This window comes from Nocardioides luteus, assembly GCF_015752315.1.
Lineage (GTDB): Bacteria > Actinomycetota > Actinomycetes > Propionibacteriales > Nocardioidaceae > Nocardioides.
In genome coordinates, this window is the sequence record NZ_JADOVJ010000001.1 from 604,470 (window position 1) to 622,871 (window position 18,402).

Below are 18,402 nucleotides of genomic sequence, written 5' to 3' on the forward strand. Positions count from 1 at the left end.
AGCCTGCTTCATGGCCTCGCCGTCTGGGCGGGGCTAGGAGTGCTGTGGCTCGTGCTCGCCGTGGCGCTGAGCGCGTGGCTGTTCCTGTCCAGCGAGCGCCAGGTGGTCCTGGCCGGGCACGACTCGGTCCTGCGACCGACGCTGTCGGGGAAGGCGATCATCCACACCGGACCGGTGCTTCCCGACGTACGTCTGGACGTGGCCGGTCCGGTCGGTGTCGACGTCACCCTCGGGAAGACCGAGCTGAGGTCGATGGACGAGCTCTTCGAGCGCTACGCGGTGCTCGGCTCAGCGCCGGACGGTCAGCGCGCCGTCGTGGTGGAGCAGGTCGAGTCGATGCTCACCGCCGCCGTGCTCCGCGGCGCCGCGGTCTCCCTGGCGATCGTCGCCGGGGGAGTCCTGCTGTGGTGGCTGCCTGGCTCCGAACGCCGCGCCGAGCTGCGTCGGCGCACGGCGGATGCGGTCCGTACGCGGCACGGTCTCACTACCGTGGGCGTCGGTGTGGTGACGGTGGCGGTGCTCGCCGTCGCGGTCTGGCAGCCGTGGGCCGAGTCCGCGGCGCCCACCGCGGACAGCAAGGCCGAACCGGTCGCCGGTGACTGGACCCCGCTGGCCGACTTCCTCGGCCCGGGGATCCCCGTGCCCGACGAGCTCACCGGGGTGGAGGTGCGCGGCGACGCCTACGCGAACCAGACCCGGAGGCTGGTGGCCAGCGCCGTGGACACCTACAACTCCAGCCACACCTTCTACGAGAAGGTGGTCGAGAAGGTGCCGGACCTGGCTCTGCGAGAGCCGGCCGAGGACGAGACCGTGGTGGCTCTGGTCTCCGACCGCCACGACAACGTCGGCATGGACTCGGTGGTGCGCGCGGTCGCCGACGAGGGTGGCGCGACCGGCATCCTGGACGCGGGCGACGACACCTCGACCGGTTCCGACTGGGAGACCTTCTCCCTCGACTCCCTCACCGACGCCAGCGACGGCCTGGACAAGTGGGCGGTCACCGGCAACCACGACCACGGCCCGACCGTCGGCACCTACCTGGCCGACAAGGGCTGGACGATGCTCGACGGGGAGGTCGTCGACGGCCCCGGTGGCTCCACGCTCCTCGGCGTCCCCGACCCGCGCACCAGCGGCCTCGGCAACTGGATCGACGAGAAGGGCGTCACCCTCGAGGAGGCCGGCGAGAAGCTGGCCGACATCGCCTGCGACTCCATGGACGACGGCAAGCCGGTCGCGACGCTCCTCGTCCACGACCCGTCGCTGGGTCGCGAGACCCTGCGCCGAGGCTGCGCGACCCTCGTCGTCGGAGGCCACCGCCACGTGCACCAGGGTCCGAGCGAGGTGGCCGGCGAGAACGGCCAGGTCGGCTGGACCTACACCAACGGCACCACCGGCGGTGCTGCGTACGCCTTCGCGATGGGGAAGATCCGCCGCACCGCCGAGGTCTCCCTGATCACCTACGCCGACGGGCAGCCCGTCGGTCTCCAGTCGGTCGAGCTGGAGACCAACGGCGCCCTCACCGCCCACGAGTACGTCCCGTTGGAGGGTGCCGACCGGTGAGCCGGGCCGGGTGGTGCTCAGCGTGTCACTGGTTCTCCAGCGGCAGGCCGGGCGGGTTGATCTCGGACTTCTCCACGGCCTCGTTCGACAGGCCGTAGGTCTTCAGCCAGGTGGCGTACTGACCGTTCTCGATCAAGTAGTTGATCGCGTCGGCCAGCGCCTCGACCAGCCCGCTGTCCTTCTTGGTGGTCGCGGCGATCAGACCCTGCAGCGACTCGCCCGCACCGGAGAACGTGCCAGCGTTGCGGAAGGTGTCGCCGGTCCCGGCGATCTGGTAGGCGATGCCCGGGTTGGGTCCGAAGTACGCGTCGATCTGACCGGACTCGAGGGCGGTCCAGGTGGCCGGGTTGTCGGGGAAGTACTTGACGTCCAGCTTCTTGCCCTCGGCCTTCAGCTTCGCCTGCCACTCCAGCAGGATCTTCTCCTGGTTCGTGCCCGAGCCGACGGCGACCTTCAGGCCGTCGAGCGTGCGGTAGTCGCCGCCGAACTCCCACGTCGAGGTGCCGACCGTGGCGAAGCCCAGGTTGTCCTGGCGGTAGGACGCGAAGTCGTACTTCTGCTTGCGCTCCTCGGTGTCGGTCACGTTGGAGATCGCGACGTCGCTGGTGCCGGCGTCGAGGCCCACGAAGAGGTTCTGCCAGGTCGCGTTGATGAGCTCCGGCTTCAGGCCGAAGACGGCCGCGATGAGGCGGGAGAGGTCGGGCTCGGCTCCGGTGAGCGTCTTGTTGTCGGTGCCGACGAAGGCGAGCGGCGGGAACCCGGCCGGCAGTGCGCCCTGGCCGATCTCGAGGGTGCCGCGGTCGAGGATCTCCTGCGGCACCTTCTCCCGGATCTCGTCGACGACCGGCACCTCGATGGTGGTCGGCTTCGCCGCCGCGCCGGCCACCTCGCCGATCTTGACCTCGGTCACGTCTCCGGACTCTGTCGCGGTCTCCTCGTCGGCCCCGCCGCCGAGCACGACGGCGGCGATGACGGCGATCACGGCGATGATCGCGACGGCCGCGATGATCAACGGGGTCCGGCGGCGTGGCGGGATCCCGGGGGTCTCGGGCTTCTCCGAGGTGGGGTCGGGGTCGGTCTTGTCGGGTGCGGTCTTGTTGTCGGGATCGGTCTTGGTGTCGTCGGACATGGCTGTTCTCCTAGGTGGTGGGTTGGCGGACCTTGCCGAGAAACTCGCGGGTGCGAGCGTGCTGGGGGTGGTCGAGCACCTGGGCCGGCGGGCCCTGCTCGACCACGACGCCGCCGTCGATGAACACGACGTGGTCGGCGACGTCACGTGCGAAGCCGATCTCGTGGGAGACGACGACCAGCGTCCTTCCGCTCCGGGCGAGCTCCTTGATGACGGCGAGCACCTCGCCGACCAGCTCGGGGTCGAGGGCGGAGGTGGGCTCGTCGAAGAGCAGCAGCTCGGGCTCGAGGGCCAGGGCGCGGGCGATCGCCACCCGCTGCTGCTGACCTCCGGAGAGCTGGCGCGGATAGTCGGTGCAGCGGTGCTTCAGCCCGACCCGGTCCAGCAGCTCGTACGCCTTCGTGTAGGCCGCATCCCAGCCGGCGACCTTGTGCGCGAGCAGCGGTTCGGCGACGTTGGCGGCGACGGTGAGGTGGGGGAAGAGGTTGAAGCTCTGAGCGACGAACCCGATCCGGGCGCGCTGCCTACGCACCTGCCGTGGGCTGAGCTCGTGGAGGCGGCCGTTGTGCTCGCGTACGCCGATCAGCTCACCGGCCACCGAGACGTAGCCCAGGTCGAGCGTCTCGAGGTGGTTGAGCGTACGCAGCAGCGTGGACTTGCCCGATCCGGACGGACCGATGACGACCGTCACCGTCCCCGGAGCCAGGTCGAGGTCGATGCCTTTCAGGACGGGGTGGGGGCCGAAGGACTTGTGCGCGTTGCGGACGCGTACGCCCTCGGTGGTCTTCTCGGTGGTCTCCTTGGTGGCGGTCACGAGCGGACCTCCCAGCCGCGGGAGTAGTGGCGCTCGACGTAGTGCTGGAGGACGGAGAGGAGGGCGGCGATGAGGAGGTACCAGGCGGTGCCGACCAGCAGGACGGCCACCTTGTCGCTGACGTGGGTGCTCTCGAGCTGGTAGACGATGCCGAAGAGGTCGACGAGGGAGACGTAGTAGACCAGCGAGGAGGCCTTGACGAGGCCGATCAGCTGGTTGACGTAGCCGGGGACGATGCTGCGCAGGGCTTGGGGGAGGACCACCTGGCGCAGGCGTCGCCACGGGGAGAGGCCGAGCGCGTTGGCCGCCTCGATCTGACCGTGGTCGACGGAGAGCAGACCGCCGCGGATGATCTCGGCGGCGAAGGCGGCCTCGTTGAGGCTGAGCCCGACGACCGCCGCCACGAACGGCACCAGCAGACCCTCGACGTCATAGGAGACCAGGCTCGGCCCGAACGGGACGTTGATCCCGATCTGCGGGAAGAAGAGGGAGGCGTTGAAGATGATGATGAGCAGTACGACCAGGGGCAGTGACCGGAAGAACCATATGTAGAACCAGCTCAGGGCGTTGACCAGCGGGTTGCCCGACATCCGGCCGAGGGCCAGGACCACGCCGCCGACGAAGCCCACGACCGCGCTGACCGCGGTCACCTCGAGGGTGACCAGCAGCGCGTCGAGGACCACGTCGAGGGTGAAGTAGTAGGAGATCCGGTCCCACTGGTAGGCCGGGTTGGCCGCGAGCGCGCGCACCGCCTCGACGGTGAGGGCGAGGACGATCGCGGTGACGAGCCAGCGGCCGTAGCGGCGGCGTGGCGCGACCCTTCTCGTGGCCAACGGATCTTCTGGTGGCGCCGGCGGATCGGCCGCGGCCGTGGCCGGAGTGGCGGTGGTGGTCATGGCATCCTCGGGTCTCTGGGGGACCGCCAGACAAAACACATAATGTCTAGCGAGTTGCTAGAGAATAGGATGCCGCGCGTGACCACTGACGCGCGACCGATTGCTGAGACAGGCTCCGGCCATGTGCTGGACAACATCGTCTGGGAGTCCCTCGTCGGGCCCAACCGGCATCTCGGGGAGGTCTCCGGACTGGCGGCGCGCTACGACCCGCAGGTCGCCGCGTTCGCCGGCATCGCCGAGGACTCGCCGCAGGCCTGGGCCGACCTCGCCGGGCTCCTCGGGCCGGCCGGGACCTGCTTCTTCACCTCGCCGCGGCCGGTGCGCCCGCCCGTCGGGTGGGAGATCCTCGGCGGTGGCGAAGGTGTGCAGATGGTCGATGCCGGAGTCGTCGCCGTGCCCGATGCCGACGTCGCCGTCCTGGGCCCCGACGACATCCCGGAGATCCTCGACCTGATCGCGCGCACCCAGCCCGGTCCGTTCGAGCCGCGCACGATCGAGATGGGCACCTATCTCGGCATCCGCGCCGGTGATCGCCTCGTCGCGATGGCCGGAGAGCGCAACCACCCCCTCGGCTGGACCGAGATCAGCGCGGTCTGCACCGACGCCGACTTCCGTGGGCAGGGGCTCGCCGGAAGGCTCGTGCGGGCGGTGACGTACGGCATCGACCAGCGCGGCGAGCGCGCCCTCCTGCACGCCAGCGGCACCAACGAGAACGCCATCCGGCTCTACCGCTCCCTCGGCTTCGCCCTCCGGCGCACCACCAACTTCGCCCACCTTCGTGCGCCGGGGTAGGGGCGTCGGATGCGCACAACGGGAGGTGACTGGCTACGATTGTCCCGCCGTCGCGGAGACGTACGGCATGCCGGTGTAGCTCAGTTGGTAGAGCGTTCGCCTTGTAAGCGAAATGTCGCGGGTTCGACTCCTGTCACCGGCTCCCAGAAATGTCGGTGGTCGGCCATACAGTCATTGCCATGAGCCGATGCTTGGGGTGCGGTCGGGAGCTGACCCAGCGCCACCAGAAGATCTACTGCAGCAATGCCTGCCAGATGCAGGTCAAGCAGAAGCGCATGGTCGAGGAGTGGCTGGCGACAGGTATCGGCAAGGCCCAGAGCAAGCGTCGTCACTACATTCGCGACTATGTGCTCCAGCAGCAGGAAGGCCTTTGCGCGATCTGCGCCATCCCCGCCGAGTGGAACGGTCTGGAGCTCGCCTTCGTGCTCGACCACATCGACGGCGATGCGTCGAACAACCGGCGGGAGAACCTCCGGCTCCTCTGCCCGAACTGCGACAGCCAGCTCCCGACGTACAAGGCCAAGAACCGCGGCAGCGGTAGAGCCTGGCGTCGGCAGCGATATGCCGACGGCAAGTCCTACTGATCAGCGGAGCTGAGTGACCTCGTACGTCGTCGGCGGGTTGGCGATGTCGTCCTGGGAGGCGACGAGCTCGAGCTCGCGGCGGCCCGACTTCAGCGTCCGGTCGAGGATGGCGAAGAGGGTGTTCGCGGTGCGGCCGAGGGCGGCCGGGGTGGAGCCGGTCGAGAGCAGGTGGGAGAGGTAGACCGCCGCGGTGACGTCGCCACCACCGTTGGGGGAGATCGGGAGCAGGGGAGTGGTGACCGACCAGGCGCCCTCGTCGGAGACCGCGACCAGGTCGAGGTGGGTCGGGTCCTTGGTGATCACCGAGGTCACCAGCACGTTCGACGGGCCGGACTCGCGGACGATGTCGACGGCGGCGAGCACCTCCTGGAGCGTGTCGGTCGTCTCCAGGCCGGCCAGGAAGTTCAGCTCGAAGTGGTTGGGTGTGATGACGTCGGCGGCGGGCACGACCTCGTCGCGCATGAACTCCGGGATGCCCTCACGGACGAACATCCCGCGCCCGACGTCGCCCATCACCGGGTCGCAGCAGTAGAGGGCCCGCGGGTTGAGCGCCTTCACCCGGCGTACGGAGTCCAGGACGATCGCGCCGACGGCCGGGTCGCCCTGGTAGCCGGACAGCACGGCGGAGACGGTGGAGAGACCGTCGCGCTCGGAGATCCCCTCGATGACCTCGGCCACCTGGTCGGCGGCGACGACCGGCCCGCGCCACTCGCCGTAGCCGGTGTGGTTGGAGAAGTTGACCGTGAGCACCGGCCAGACCTCGTGACCGAGGCGCTGGATCGGGAAGACGGCCGCCGAGTTGCCGACGTAGCCGAAGGCCACGTGCGACTGGATGGAGAGGATCTGCATGGGCCCAGTCTCCACCAGTCGGCTCAGGCGACCTTCTTCTGGGCCTTGCTCTGCGCCTGCTTCTTGGGCGGGTCGTTGAGCAGCCAGGCCGCCAGCGCGCCGCCGATCGCGCCGAAGAGGTGACCCTGCCAGGAGACGCCGGTCTGTCCGGGGAGCACACCGAGGAGCAGGCTGCCGTAGGCCAGGAAGATGAGTACGCCGATGATGATCTGGCCGATGCGGTGGCTGAACAGGCCTCGCATGATCAGGTAGACCAGCCAGCCGAAGATCAGCATCGAGGTGCCGGCGGTGATGCTGCCCGGGGGCGACATCAGCCAGACGCCGACACCGCCGACCACCCAGATGATGAGCGTCGCCACGATCCCGCGACCGACGCCCGAGGCGAGCACCAGGAACCCGAGGATGAGCGCGGGCAGGGTGTTGCCGTAGAGGTGGGCCCAGCCGAAGTGGAGCACCGGGGCGAACACGATGCCGAGCAGGCCGGCGTCGGTGCGCGGCTGGATGCCGAGGGTGTCGAGCTGGTGGCCGCTGACGTAGTCGGTGGCTTCGAGCACCCACAGCAGAGCGACGAATCCGAGCGACCAAATGCCGGCCCGAAGCCAGTTGGCGCGTTGGGGCCGCGTGGGGGAATCCTGGCTCACGCCTGAAATCTTACCTACCGGTCAACAGCGGCGAGTCTCTGCTCGAGGCTCTCGTAGAGGTGGGGGACCGCGGCCGGGTAGGGCCCGGTCTCGTAGAGCTCGGTGGCCAGCCGGCGGGGCGACTCCCCGGTGTGCTCGTCGGCCCAGGTCTCACCGCCGTCGGTGATCCGGCCGCCGTCGAGGGGCAGGACCGCATCGGGCGCCAGCGCGACCCAGCGCCCGTCGCTGCCGCCGTCGTCGAGCCAGGCCACCGGCACGGCGTACGCCTCGCCCTCGGTCATCTCGGCCTCGACGGTGATCCGGCGACCGATCGGGTGGGCTCCCTGCCGGCTCCACAGGACGGTCGTCACGTCGAGCCGCCCTGCGTCGTCAGGGTCGGCGGTGCCCAGGACGAGGTGGTCGGCGAAGGTCGCCCAGTCGCGCACCTCGGTGGCGGGGTACTCCGGGGGACCTTCTCCGTCGAGCACCGCCCGGACGCCCAGCACGGCGGCCCAGGCCGCCGACAGGACGACGACGATGGTGCCGGCGATCTTGAGCCGGCGTGGCACCGACAGCGTCGGCTCGTTCGTGTTCTCGCCCACGTGACCCCCGTTCACCGCGCCGATGGGTCGATGCGCCTGACCCTGATCCGACAGAGCCTAGTCCGGAAGGGACCAGTCGACCGGGGATCCGCCCTGTTCGACCAGGAGGGCGTTGGCGCGGGAGAACGGCCGGGAGCCGAAGAACCCGCGACGGGCGGAGAGCGGCGAGGGGTGGACGGACTTGATCGCGGGCACCCCGTTGAGCCGCGGCTCGAGGTTCTGCGCGTGCCGGCCCCACAGGATGGCGACCAGCGGTCCGCCGCGGCGGCCCAGGACGTCGATCGCCCGCCCGGTGACCTCCTCCCAGCCCTTCTTCGAGTGGGAGGCGGGCGCGCCGGGCCGCACCGTCAGCGAGGTGTTGAGCAGCATCACCCCGCGGTCGGCCCAGGTCGAGAGGTCGCCGTGCTCGGGCATCTTCAGGTCGAGGTCGGTGGCGAGCTCGGCGTAGATGTTCCGCAGCGACGCCGGCAGGGGACGTACGTCCTTCTCGACGGCGAAGCTGAGCCCGATCGGGTGCCCGATGGTCGGGTAGGGGTCCTGGCCGACGATCAGGACGCGTACGTCCCGCAGCGGGCGCCGGAAGGCGTTGAAGATGCGGTCGCCGTCGGGAAGGTAGGGACGCCTGGCCGCCAGCTCCTCGCGCAGGAAACGGCCCATCTGCTCGATCTGCGGCTCGGCCGGCGCCAGCGCCTCGGCCCAGTCGGCAGCCATCAGGCCCTTGTCCACGAGTCCGGCGAGTGCGCTCATTCCCTCAACATATCGTTCGCCACGCCCAGGGACCCTGGATAGGTTGTGGTGTATGAAGTTCGGACTCTTCATCCCGCAGGGATGGCGCTTTGACCTCGTCGGTATCGACCCGGCAGACCAGTGGACCACGATGAAGGACCTGGCACTCCACGCCGATGGCGGGAGCTGGGAGTCGATCTGGGTCTACGACCACTTCCACACCACCCCGGAGCCCTCGGACCAGGCGACGCACGAGGCCTGGACCCTGATGGCCGGCCTCGGCGCGGTCACCTCACGGGTGCGGCTCGGCCAGATGTGCTCCTGCATGTCCTACCGCAACCCCGCCTACCTGGCGAAGGTCGCCGCGACCGCCGACCACGTCAGCGGCGGCCGGATCGAGATGGGCATCGGCGCGGGCTGGTACGAGCACGAGTGGCGGGCCTACGGCTACGGCTTCCCGGAGGCGCGCGACCGGCTCGGGATGCTCCGCGAGGGCGTCCAGATCTTCCAGCAGGCCTGGACCAAGGGCGTCTCGTCCCTCGACGGGAAGTACTACCAGGTCGACGGCGCCATCTGTCAGCCGCTGCCGATCCAGAAGGGCCGTTCCGGGATCCCGCTGTGGATCGCCGGCGGTGGCGAGAAGGTGACCTTGAAGATCGCCGCTCAGTACGCCGACTACACCAACTTCGCCGGCGACCCGGAGACCTTCAAGGCCAAGTCGGACATCCTCGCGGCGCACTGCGAGAAGCTCGGCCGCGACTTCTCCGAGATCACCCGCTCCGCCAACTACAACGTCTTCATCGGTGAGACCGAGAAGGACGCCCAGGACAAGATCGACTGGTACGCCGACCACCTCACCACGTCGCTCGGGGAGGCCGCCGGCGCGGAGCACGCCCGCCGCAGCGGCAGCCAGGGGCTCGTCGGCACGCCCGAGCAGATCGTGGAGAAGCTGAAGTCGATGGAGGAGCTGGGGATGACGTACGCCATCACCTACTTCGGCGACGCCGCCTACGACCGCTCCTCGATCGAGCTCTTCGAGTCCCAGGTCCTTCCCGAGTTCGCCTGAGCGACGCCTGCCGACACCGCCACGGACGTTTACAACGCCGTGGCGGGCCGGTAGGAAGACGTACATGAAGATGTCGACCCTCCTCGGGGGCGCGGCGGTCGCCGCGGCCGTGGTCGCCGCGCGCGACCTGACCCAGCGCAAGCACGCGATCCTGCGGAACTTCCCGGTGATCGGGCACGCGCGCTACCTGATGGAGAAGATCGGGCCGGAGCTGCGGCAGTACATCGTCGCCGACAACGACGAGGAGCGACCCTTCAGCCGCGACCAGCGCCGCTGGGTGTACGCCTCGTCCAAGGAGCAGAACAACTACTTCGGCTTCGGCACCGACAACGACATCGAGCACACGCAGGGCCACATCCACATCAAGCACCGTACGTTCGCCGACAGCCTTCCCGACGACCACGACCGGGCCGCCAGGCTCCCGTCCGCGAAGGTGCTCGGAGGCCCGCGCGGGCGCGCGAAGGCGTTCCGACCGGAGTCGGTGGTCAACATCTCGGCGATGTCGTTCGGGTCGTTGTCCGGGCCGGCGATCACGGCGCTCAACCAGGGTGCGTTCAAGGCCGGCGCGATGCACAACACCGGCGAGGGCGGCATCTCGCCCTACCACCTCGCGGGTGGCGCCGACCTGGTGATGCAGATCGGCACGGCCTACTTCGGGTGCCGCGACGCCGACGGCAGCTTCTCGATCGACCGGCTCAAGGAGCGGGTCGCCACGGCGCCGGTCAAGGCCATCGAGATCAAGCTCTCCCAGGGCGCGAAGCCGGGGCTCGGCGGGCTGCTGCCCGCGGCCAAGGTGACCCCGGAGATCGCCGCGATCCGCGGCATCGAGGCCGGCAAGGACTGCGCCTCGCCGTCTCGGCACTCGGCCTTCCACGACGTCGACTCGATGCTCGACTTCGTCGAGATGCTCGCTGCCGAGACCGGGCTGCCGGTCGGCATCAAGTCCGCGGTCGGCGAGATGGACTTCTGGCGGGAGCTCGCCGCCAGGATGCGGACGGGGGAGCGGGGCGTCGACTTCGTCACCGTCGACGGCGGTGAGGGCGGCACCGGCGCCGCGCCGCTGATCTTCTCCGACGCGGTCGCGATGCCCTACCGGATCGGCTTCTCCCGGGTCTACGGCACCTTCGCCGAGCTCGGCCTGACCGACTCGGTCACCTTCATCGGGTCGGCCAAGCTCGGCCTGCCGGAGAACGCCGCCGTCGCCTTCGCGCTCGGCGCCGACATGATCAACGTCGGCCGCGAGGCGATGATGTCGATCGGCTGCATCCAGGCCCAGAAGTGCCACGAGGACACCTGCCCGACCGGCGTCGCGACCCAGAGCAAATGGCTCTCCGGCGGACTGGACCCGTATGACAAGGGGGAGCGCTGCGCCAGCTACCTGCGTACCCTGCGCAGGGAGCTGACGAAGGTCTCCGCCGCCGTCGGTGTCGCCCACCCCGGCCTGATCACGCCCCACGACATCGAGGTCATGAACGGCGACTACGAGTCACGCACCCTCGCCGGCGTCTACGGCTACAAGGACCCCTGGGGTGCCCTCGGCCCCGAGCTGGTCGGCGAGCTGCTCGACATCGTGCACCCGCACCGCACCTTCAACGAGAAGCCGACGACCGCCTGAGCCTCAGGACTCGTCGGCGAAGCGGGCGCCGATGGACTCGCGGATCATGTCCATCTGGCGCATCAGGCTGAGCGTCTGGCTGTGCGGCACCAGCGGGGACTCCAGCAGACCCTCGCGCAGGCAGCGCTGCACCTCGACGATCTCGTTGCCGTACGCAGCGCCGATCACGGGCTCGTCACCGACGATCTCGACGGGCTCGTCACCGTTGGCGGGCTTGAAGACCGCCGAGGACGGGTGGTGGAAGTCGGTCAGCTCGATCCGGCCCTGGTCGGTGGCGATGGCGGCCGCCCGGGACGAGTAGGAGGTGACCGAGGAGACCATGGTGGAGAGCTCGTTGCCGGCGTACTTCCCGGTCATCACCAGGTCGAGGTCGAAGGTGCCGCCGTCGGCGCCCTTGCCGAGGTTGGCCTGGGCGGTCAGCGAGCGGGCCTCGCCGAAGAGCAGGTGGGCGAAGGTGAGCGGGTAGATGCCCATGTCGAGCAGCGCGCTGGCGCCGAGGGCCGGGTCGAGGAGGCGCTGGTGCCGCTCGGGGTCGGCGACGAAGCCGAGCTCGGCGTGCACGTGACGAGGGACCCCGAAGCGGCCCGACTTCACGTCGGCCACGAGGCGCCGGATGATCGGGTTGGTCGCCATCCACATGGCTTCCATGAGGAACAGCTTCTTGGAGGTGGCCAGGTCGACCATCGTCTGCGAGTCGGCGGCGTTGAGCGTCAGCGCCTTCTCGCACAGCACGTGCTTGCCCGCGTTGAGCACGAGGCTGGCGTGCTCGAGGTGGTGGGAGTGGGGGGAGGCGACGTAGACGACATCGACGTCCTCGTCGGCGGCCAGCTCCTCGTAGGAGCCGTGCGCGCGGACCGGGCCGTCGGCGGCGGCGTACTCCTTCGCGAACGTCTCCGCGGACTCCTTGCTCCGTGAGCCCACGGCGACGAGTCGGCCGTCGGGGACGAGCATCAGGTCGGTGGCGAGGGAGTGGGCGATCCGGCCGGTGCCGAGAATTCCCCACCTGATCGGGTCAGAGTTGGTGGTCACGCGTCGACTCTAGCCACCTGAGCGGGGTCAGTGCGTCGCGGTCAGTGGCTGCTGGGCGGAAGGACGCTCTTGTTGTGGTTGCCCGGCACCGCGGCGAGCTCCTCGAGGAAGGTGTCGGCCCAGTGGCGTACGTCCCGGGCGGCGACCTGCTTGCGCATCGCCCTCATCCGGCGGGTGAGCTCCTTCGGCTCGGCCTCGTAGGCCTCGAGCAGGGCGGCCTTCATCCCGTTGATGTCGTAGGGGTTCACCAGCCAGGCCTGGCGCAGCTCCTCGGCCGCACCGGCGAACTCGGAGAGCACGAGGGCGCCGTCGTCCTCGTAGCGGCAGGCGACGTACTCCTTCGCGACCAAGTTCATGCCGTCGCGGTAAGGGGTGACGACCATGATGTCGGCGGCGCGGTAGAGGGCGGCCATCTCGGCACGGGGGAGGCTCGTGTGGAGGTAGGAGATGGCCGGGCGGCCGATGCGCCCCAGGTCGCCGTTGAGGCGGCCGACGAGGCGGTCGATGTCGTCGCGGAGCTTGCGGTACTGCTCGACGCGCTCGCGGGAGGGCACCGCGACCTGGACGAAGATGACGTCCTCGACGTCGAGCTTGGTGTCGCGCAGCAGCTCGCCGAAGGCGCGCAGCCTGGCGTAGATGCCCTTGGTGTAGTCGAGCCGGTCGACGCCGAGCATGATCTTCTTCGGGTCGCCCAGCTGCTGGCGGATCTCCTTGGCGCGCTGGTTGACGCCCTCGTCGTGGGCCATCTCGTCGAAGCCGATGAAGTCGATCGAGATCGGGAAGGCGGCGGCGTGCACGGTGCGCCCGTCGGGGAGGTAGACCAGGTCACGGTGGGTCTTGTGGCCGACGCGCTGGCGCACCAGGCGGACGAAGTTCTGGGCCGCCTGCGGAAGCTGGAAGCCGACCAGGTCGGCACCGAGCAGGCCCTCGAGCAGCTGTCTTCGCCAGGGGACCTGCTGGAAGAGCTCGGCCGGCGGGAACGGGATGTGCAGGTAGAAGCCGATGCGCAGGTCGGGGCGGAGCTCGCGGAGCATCTGCGGGACCAGCTGGAGCTGGTAGTCCTGGACCCAGACGGTGGCGCCCTTGGCGGCCACCTCGGCGCACTTCTCGGCGAAGCGCTTGTTGACGCGCTGGTAGCCGTCCCACCACTCCCTGTGGAACTCCGGCTTGGCCACGACGTCGTGGTAGAGCGGCCACAGGGTGCCGTTGGAGAAGCCCTCGTAGTGCTCCTCGATGTCCTGCGCACTCATCGTCATCGGCAGCAGGTGGAGCCCGTCGTCCTCGAACGGCTCGAGGTCCTCGTCGGTGCCGCCGGGCCAGCCGATCCAGACGCCGTCGTTGGCCCGGAGGACCGGCTCGAGAGCGCTGACCAGACCTCCTGGCGAGCGGCGCCACGCCTTCGTGCCGTCCGGCATCTCCACTCGATCGACGGGGAGCCGATTGGCCACGATTACCAGGTCAGCCTGCACATCTCCGACTGTAATGGACCGGGGCCAGGTTCGGTGCGGTGCCGTTCCACTGGGTACTCTGCGGCCCCTCACAGGAATACCTGTCGAGTAACACGCCGGAGGGTGAACCACAGCGGTGTAGTTCGGCGCGTTAGTCTGTGGTCAGATGCAGACGACACCGGGGGACGAGGAATGAGCGCTGTAAACGTGCAGGTCACAGGCCCAGGCGAGGACCCCTCGAGCCTCAGCGAGCGCGACAAGCAGATCCTTGACTTCGAGCGTCAGTGGTGGAAGTACGCCGGCGCCAAGGAAGCTGCCGTGCGCGAGGCGTTCAACATGTCCGCCACCCGCTACTACCAGGTGCTCAACGCCCTGATCGACAAGCCGGAGGCCCTCGAGGCCGACCCGCTGCTGGTACGCCGGCTGCGGCGGCTCCGCGCGGCCCGGCAGCGCCAGCGCTCGGCGAGACGGCTGGGCTTCGAGGTCTGAATGACCGGCAGCGTACGTCCTTCGAAGGGGGAGCGTGGCGTCGCGCTCCCGACACCCGTCATCGCGCTGAGCGTGGTGGCCGTCGTCGTCGCGGTGATCATCTTCTGGGTCACCGGCGGCGACGGGTACGACCGGGACGAGAAGATCGCCCAGGCGGGTGGCAGCCCTACGGCCTCGGCATCCGCATCGCCGAAGCCGGCCAAGACCGAGGCGAAGAAGCCGGCGAAGGCCGAGCCTTCGCCCGTCGACCGTGCCAAGGTCAGCGTCGAGGTCTACAACCAGTCCAACATCGGCGGCCTGGCCAGTGACGTCGCGGCGAAGGCGACCACGGTCGGCTGGAACGTCGTCGGTGAGGACAACTGGGTGGGCTCCGTCCCGGAGAACACCGTCTACTTCCCGCAGAAGATGAAGCGCGAGGGTGAGCAGCTCGCCGACGACCTCGGCATCAAACGCACCCATCTGTCGGTGGAGGGCTCGATGAAGGGCGACCGGCTGACGGTCGTCCTGACCGGTCCCCTCTGACGGTTCCCGGCCGTTCTCGACGGTGTGTGATCTGCCGCACGGCCCCGCATTCCCGGTCGGCCCGAAGGTCGTTGCCGTGTCACAGTTGAGGCATGGCCGAACTCCAGCCTGATGCCACTTCAGGAGAGCAGAAGTACGCCGCGGTGGCGGCTGCCGCCGCCGAGACCCTCATCGGTCTCGACTTCGACGGCACGCTCTCGCCGATCGTCGAGGATCCCGCCTCGGCCCGGATCCATCCGGACGCGGCCTCGGCCCTGATCGCGCTCGCGTCCCGGGTGAAGGCGATCGCCATCGTCACCGGCCGCCCGGCCGGACAGGTCGTCGAGCTCGGCGGGCTGGCCGCGATCGCCGACGGGCTCGCGGAGCTGGGCAAGGAGCTCTATGTCTTCGGGCAGTACGGCAACGAGCGCTGGAGCGGCTCGGACCGGGTCGTCGTCGGACCGCCGCCGCCCGAGGGGCTGGGTGCCTTCGAGGAGGCGCTGCCGGCGGTGCTCGCCGCGCACGGGGCGCAGGACGCCTACATCGAGGAGAAGGGCCTGGCCGTCGGGGTCCACACCCGTCGGTTCCCCGACCCGGACGGTGTCGCCGCGCGCCTGCTTCCGCCGTTGACCGAGCTGGCTGCCGAGCACGGGCTGATGATCGAGCCCGGCAAGCAGGTCATCGAGGTGCGCGCCCCCGGCATGCACAAGGGCCACGCCATCGAGACGCTGATCTCGGTGGTCGAGCCGGGCGCGATCCTGTTCGGCGGTGACGACCTGGGTGACATCGAGGCGTTCGAGGCCGTCAAGGCCTGGGGAAAGACCACCGGGTCGCCGACGCTGCTCGTCTACTCCCACGCCGGGCCCGACCGTGGCCCGCTCGCCGGGCTGGCCGACCTCGAGGTCGCCGGGCCGGAGGGTGTGCTGGGGCTGCTGCGCCGGTTGGCTGACGACAGCGTCCGCTGACAGCGAACACGCTAACCGGAGGGAACATCCGGTTGCCCTCAGAAGTTGAGCCAGTATCACTCAACTTTCTAGGAGGGTCCGCATGGACAAGCTTCCTGTGCTGTTCGTCTCGGATGCCGTGGTCCTGCCGGGGATGGTCGTGCCCATCGAGCTCGACGAGGCCGCGCAGGCTGCCGTCGATGCCGCCCGAGCCGGCTCGGAGAGCCGGCTGCTGGTGGCGCCGCGGCTGGGGGACCGGTACGCGACGTACGGCGCTGTCGCCACGATCGAGCGCGTCGGCCGTTTCCGCGGCGGTGAGCCCGCGGCGGTGCTGAGGGCCGTCGGCCGCGCGAAGATCGGCTCCGGCGTGACCGGACCCGGTGCCGCGCTGTGGGTCGAGGTCGAGCCCGCCACCGAGACCACCACGGAGCACGCGAAGGAGCTGGCCGAGGAGTACAAGCGGCTGGTCGTCGCGGTGCTGCAGCGCCGTGAGGCCTGGCCGGTCATCGACCAGGTCAACCGGCTCACCGAGCCGTCCGAGATCGCCGACACCGCCGGCTACGCGCCCTACCTCGACGACGAGGCCAAGCGCGAGCTGCTGGAGACGCCGGACGTCGAGGAGCGGCTCGAGAAGGTGATCGCCTGGGCCAAGGACCACATCGCCGAGTCCGAGGTCAGCGACAAGATCGCCGAGGACGTCCGCGAGGGCATGGAGAAGACGCAGCGGGAGTTCCTGCTGCGTCAGCAGCTCGCCGCGATCCGCAAGGAGCTCGGCGAGGGCGAGCCCGAGGGCTCCGAGGACTACCGGGCCCGCGTCGAGGCCGCCGACCTCCCCGAGGCCGTACGCGAGGCCGCGCTGCGCGAGGTCGACAAGCTCGAGCGTGGCTCCGAGCAGAACCCGGAGACCGCGTGGATCCGCACCTGGCTCGACACCGTGCTGGAGCTGCCCTGGGGCGTGGTCACCGAGGACTCCACCGACGTGACCGCCGCCCGCGAGGTGCTCGACGCCGACCACCACGGCCTCGAGGAGGTCAAGGACCGGATCGTCGAGTACCTGGCGGTCAGGGCCCGGCGGGCCGAGCGTGGCCTGCAGGTCATCGGCGGACGCGGCTCGGGTGCCGTGGTGCTGCTGGCCGGTCCTCCGGGAGTCGGCAAGACCTCGCTCGGTGAGTCGGTGGCGCGCTCGCTCGGACGGAAGTTCGTCCGGGTCGCGCTGGGTGGTGTCCGCGACGAGGCCGAGATCCGCGGTCACCGGCGCACCTACGTCGGTGCGCTGCCCGGCCGGATCGTGCGGGCCATCAAGGAGGCCGGCTCGATGAACCCGGTCGTGCTCCTCGACGAGGTCGACAAGGTCGGCTCCGACTACCGGGGTGACCCCGCGGCCGCGCTGCTCGAGGTGCTCGACCCGGCGCAGAACCACACCTTCCGCGACCACTACCTCGAGCTCGACCTGGACCTCTCCGACGTGCTCTTCATCGCGACGGCCAACGTCGTGGAGCAGATCCCGAGCGCGCTGCTGGACCGGATGGAGCTGGTCACGATCGACGGCTACACCGAGGACGACAAGGTTGCCATCGCCCGCGACTTCCTGCTGCCCCGGCAGCTCGAGCGTGCCGCGGTGACCGCCGAGGAGGTCACGGTCGCCGACGAGGCGCTGCGTGAGCTGGCCGCGAACTACACCCGCGAGGCGGGCGTACGCCAGCTCGAGCGGCTCATCGCCAAGGCGCTGCGCAAGGCGGCGACGAAGCTGGCCACCGGCACGGAGCACGTCGAGGTCGACCTGGACAACCTCAAGGACCTCGTCGGACGGCCCCGGTTCACGCCGGAGTCGGCGGAGCGTACGTCGGTCCCGGGGGTCGCCACGGGACTCGCCGTCACCGGGCTCGGTGGGGATGTGCTCTTCATCGAGGCGTCGGCGTCCGACGGGCAGACCGGGCTGAACATCACCGGTCAGCTCGGCGACGTGATGAAGGAGTCCGCGCAGATCGCGCTCTCCTTCGTCCGCTCGCACGCCGCGGAGCTGGGCGTCGACCCGGCCGTGCTCGACCGTACGCTGCACGTCCACGTTCCCGCGGGTGCGGTTCCGAAGGACGGCCCGAGCGCCGGCATCACGATGGTCACCGCGCTCACCTCGCTGGCGACCGGTCGCCCGGTGCGCAGCGAGGTCGGCATGACCGGTGAGGTCTCCCTCTCCGGCCGGGTGCTGCCCATCGGTGGTCTCAAGCAGAAGCTGCTCGCCGCCCAGCGGGCCGGTCTGACCGAGGTCTTCGTGCCCCAGCGCAACGAGCCCGACCTCGATGAGGTGCCGGAGGACGTGAAGCAGGCGCTGAAGATCAACCTGGTGAGCGATGTCAGGGACGTCGTACGCGGCGCCCTGGCGCCCGCCGAGGGAGACGCCACCACGCAGAGCACGGTGGCTGCTGCCTGACCGGATCGTTCCGGATGCTGCCCGCTCGATGCCTCGTGCATCGAGCGGGCAGCTCGCATGTAGTCCGCGCCCGCTGAGCTGGTTTGTCCAGATAGCGGACGGTTGGTCCGCGGAGTGGAACCCGAGTGTGTGGGGCGCCGGATACCTGCCGTACGATCGCTACTGCTCATCGAGAGGGACTGAGGGAACGGCCCAGTGAAGTCCCGGCAACCGACCGCGAGCCTCCTCCCGACCACGGGCAGGGCGCGGAGCAGGTGCTAATTCCGGCCCGGCGCGAGAGACGTGATCGGGGAAGATGAGGAGGAGGTTT

18 protein-coding genes, 1 tRNA gene and 1 riboswitch are annotated in these 18,402 nt (G+C 69.7%); of the genes, 10 read left to right on the top strand and 9 right to left on the bottom strand.

Translation table 11 applies throughout. The annotated features are described in order from the left end of the window. Positions 1–39: 39 nt before the first annotated feature. A complete protein-coding gene (locus HD557_RS02885) occupies positions 40–1,560 on the top strand; it encodes a metallophosphoesterase (RefSeq protein WP_196872754.1) in 1,521 nt (506 codons plus the stop codon). A gap of 25 nt (positions 1,561–1,585) precedes the next feature. Here the strand turns inward: HD557_RS02885 and HD557_RS02890 are convergent, their stop codons facing one another. From HD557_RS02890 to HD557_RS02900, 3 genes are read right to left on the bottom strand one after another with little or no spacing between them, the layout of a single operon-like run. Then, the gene (locus HD557_RS02890; protein WP_196872755.1) at positions 1,586–2,689 is read right to left on the bottom strand and encodes an ABC transporter substrate-binding protein; all 1,104 of its coding nucleotides are present in this window, start codon (positions 2,687–2,689) and stop codon (positions 1,586–1,588) included. A 10-nt stretch (positions 2,690–2,699) separates the two neighbouring features. Next, positions 2,700–3,503 carry an amino acid ABC transporter ATP-binding protein gene (locus tag HD557_RS02895; RefSeq protein ID WP_196872756.1) on the bottom strand — a complete coding sequence of 268 codons (804 nt, stop codon included), beginning with the start codon at positions 3,501–3,503 and terminating at the stop codon, positions 2,700–2,702. After that, positions 3,500–4,399, bottom strand: a complete 900-nt coding sequence (locus tag HD557_RS02900) for an amino acid ABC transporter permease (RefSeq protein ID WP_196872757.1) — start codon at positions 4,397–4,399, stop codon at positions 3,500–3,502. Before HD557_RS02900 ends, HD557_RS02895 begins: the two co-directional genes overlap by 4 nt. A gap of 69 nt (positions 4,400–4,468) precedes the next feature. Between HD557_RS02900 and HD557_RS02905 the strand changes: the two genes are divergently transcribed. From HD557_RS02905 to HD557_RS02915, 3 genes are all read left to right on the top strand, one after another. Beyond that, positions 4,469–5,191: a GNAT family N-acetyltransferase gene (locus HD557_RS02905; protein ID WP_040755967.1), complete on the top strand. Its 723-nt coding sequence runs from the start codon at positions 4,469–4,471 to the stop codon at positions 5,189–5,191. 69 nt (positions 5,192–5,260) lie between these two features. Continuing rightward, positions 5,261–5,333, top strand: a tRNA-Thr gene (locus HD557_RS02910). A gap of 37 nt (positions 5,334–5,370) precedes the next feature. Further along, entirely contained in the window at positions 5,371–5,775 is a 405-nt protein-coding gene (locus tag HD557_RS02915; protein ID WP_231380155.1) for an HNH endonuclease, read from the top strand. On the opposite strand, the gene pdxY is transcribed toward HD557_RS02915, so the two are convergent. Genes pdxY through HD557_RS02935 form a run of 4 tightly spaced genes read right to left on the bottom strand, consistent with a single transcriptional unit; the run spans position 5,776 to position 8,593 of the window. Beyond that, complete coding sequence (pdxY, locus tag HD557_RS02920) at positions 5,776–6,624, bottom strand: pyridoxal kinase PdxY (RefSeq protein ID WP_196872759.1); 849 nt, start codon at positions 6,622–6,624, stop codon at positions 5,776–5,778. Positions 6,625–6,647: 23 nt separating this feature from the next. After that, a complete protein-coding gene (locus HD557_RS02925) occupies positions 6,648–7,265 on the bottom strand; it encodes a rhomboid family intramembrane serine protease (RefSeq protein ID WP_196872760.1) in 618 nt (205 codons plus the stop codon). A gap of 14 nt (positions 7,266–7,279) precedes the next feature. After that, positions 7,280–7,846, bottom strand: a complete 567-nt coding sequence (locus tag HD557_RS02930) for a hypothetical protein (protein ID WP_196872761.1) — start codon at positions 7,844–7,846, stop codon at positions 7,280–7,282. Positions 7,847–7,903: 57 nt separating this feature from the next. Next, positions 7,904–8,593 (bottom strand): uracil-DNA glycosylase, encoded by a 690-nt coding sequence (locus tag HD557_RS02935; protein ID WP_196872762.1) that lies wholly within the window; start codon positions 8,591–8,593, stop codon positions 7,904–7,906. 52 nt (positions 8,594–8,645) lie between these two features. Between HD557_RS02935 and HD557_RS02940 the strand changes: the two genes are divergently transcribed. Together HD557_RS02940 and HD557_RS02945 are read left to right on the top strand one after the other, a co-directional pair. Next, positions 8,646–9,638, top strand: coding sequence for an LLM class F420-dependent oxidoreductase (locus tag HD557_RS02940; RefSeq protein ID WP_196872763.1), 993 nt, complete (start codon positions 8,646–8,648; stop codon positions 9,636–9,638). A 64-nt stretch (positions 9,639–9,702) separates the two neighbouring features. Then, entirely contained in the window at positions 9,703–11,253 is a 1,551-nt protein-coding gene (locus HD557_RS02945) for an FMN-binding glutamate synthase family protein (protein ID WP_196872764.1), read from the top strand. Between the two features lie 3 nt (positions 11,254–11,256). Here the strand turns inward: HD557_RS02945 and HD557_RS02950 are convergent, their stop codons facing one another. Continuing rightward, on the bottom strand, positions 11,257–12,282 hold the full coding sequence (locus HD557_RS02950) for a Gfo/Idh/MocA family protein (RefSeq protein ID WP_196872765.1): 1,026 nt from the start codon (positions 12,280–12,282) through the stop codon (positions 11,257–11,259). 41 nt (positions 12,283–12,323) lie between these two features. Next, positions 12,324–13,766, bottom strand: a complete 1,443-nt coding sequence (locus tag HD557_RS02955; protein WP_307785733.1) for an alpha,alpha-trehalose-phosphate synthase (UDP-forming) — start codon at positions 13,764–13,766, stop codon at positions 12,324–12,326. 156 nt (positions 13,767–13,922) lie between these two features. Here HD557_RS02955 and HD557_RS02960 point away from each other — a divergent pair, with 156 nt between their 5' ends. From HD557_RS02960 to lon, 4 genes are all read left to right on the top strand, one after another. Further along, a complete protein-coding gene (locus tag HD557_RS02960) occupies positions 13,923–14,219 on the top strand; it encodes a DUF3263 domain-containing protein (RefSeq protein WP_008360832.1) in 297 nt (98 codons plus the stop codon). Further along, positions 14,220–14,741 (top strand): LytR C-terminal domain-containing protein, encoded by a 522-nt coding sequence (locus HD557_RS02965; protein WP_196872767.1) that lies wholly within the window; start codon positions 14,220–14,222, stop codon positions 14,739–14,741. A 92-nt stretch (positions 14,742–14,833) separates the two neighbouring features. Further along, complete coding sequence (locus tag HD557_RS02970) at positions 14,834–15,685, top strand: trehalose-phosphatase (RefSeq protein ID WP_008360836.1); 852 nt, start codon at positions 14,834–14,836, stop codon at positions 15,683–15,685. Positions 15,686–15,767: 82 nt separating this feature from the next. Beyond that, the gene (gene lon, locus HD557_RS02975; protein ID WP_196872768.1) at positions 15,768–18,092 is read left to right on the top strand and encodes an endopeptidase La; all 2,325 of its coding nucleotides are present in this window, start codon (positions 15,768–15,770) and stop codon (positions 18,090–18,092) included. 163 nt (positions 18,093–18,255) lie between these two features. Then, positions 18,256–18,394, top strand: a riboswitch (SAM riboswitch). The last annotated feature ends 8 nt before the right edge of the window (positions 18,395–18,402 follow it).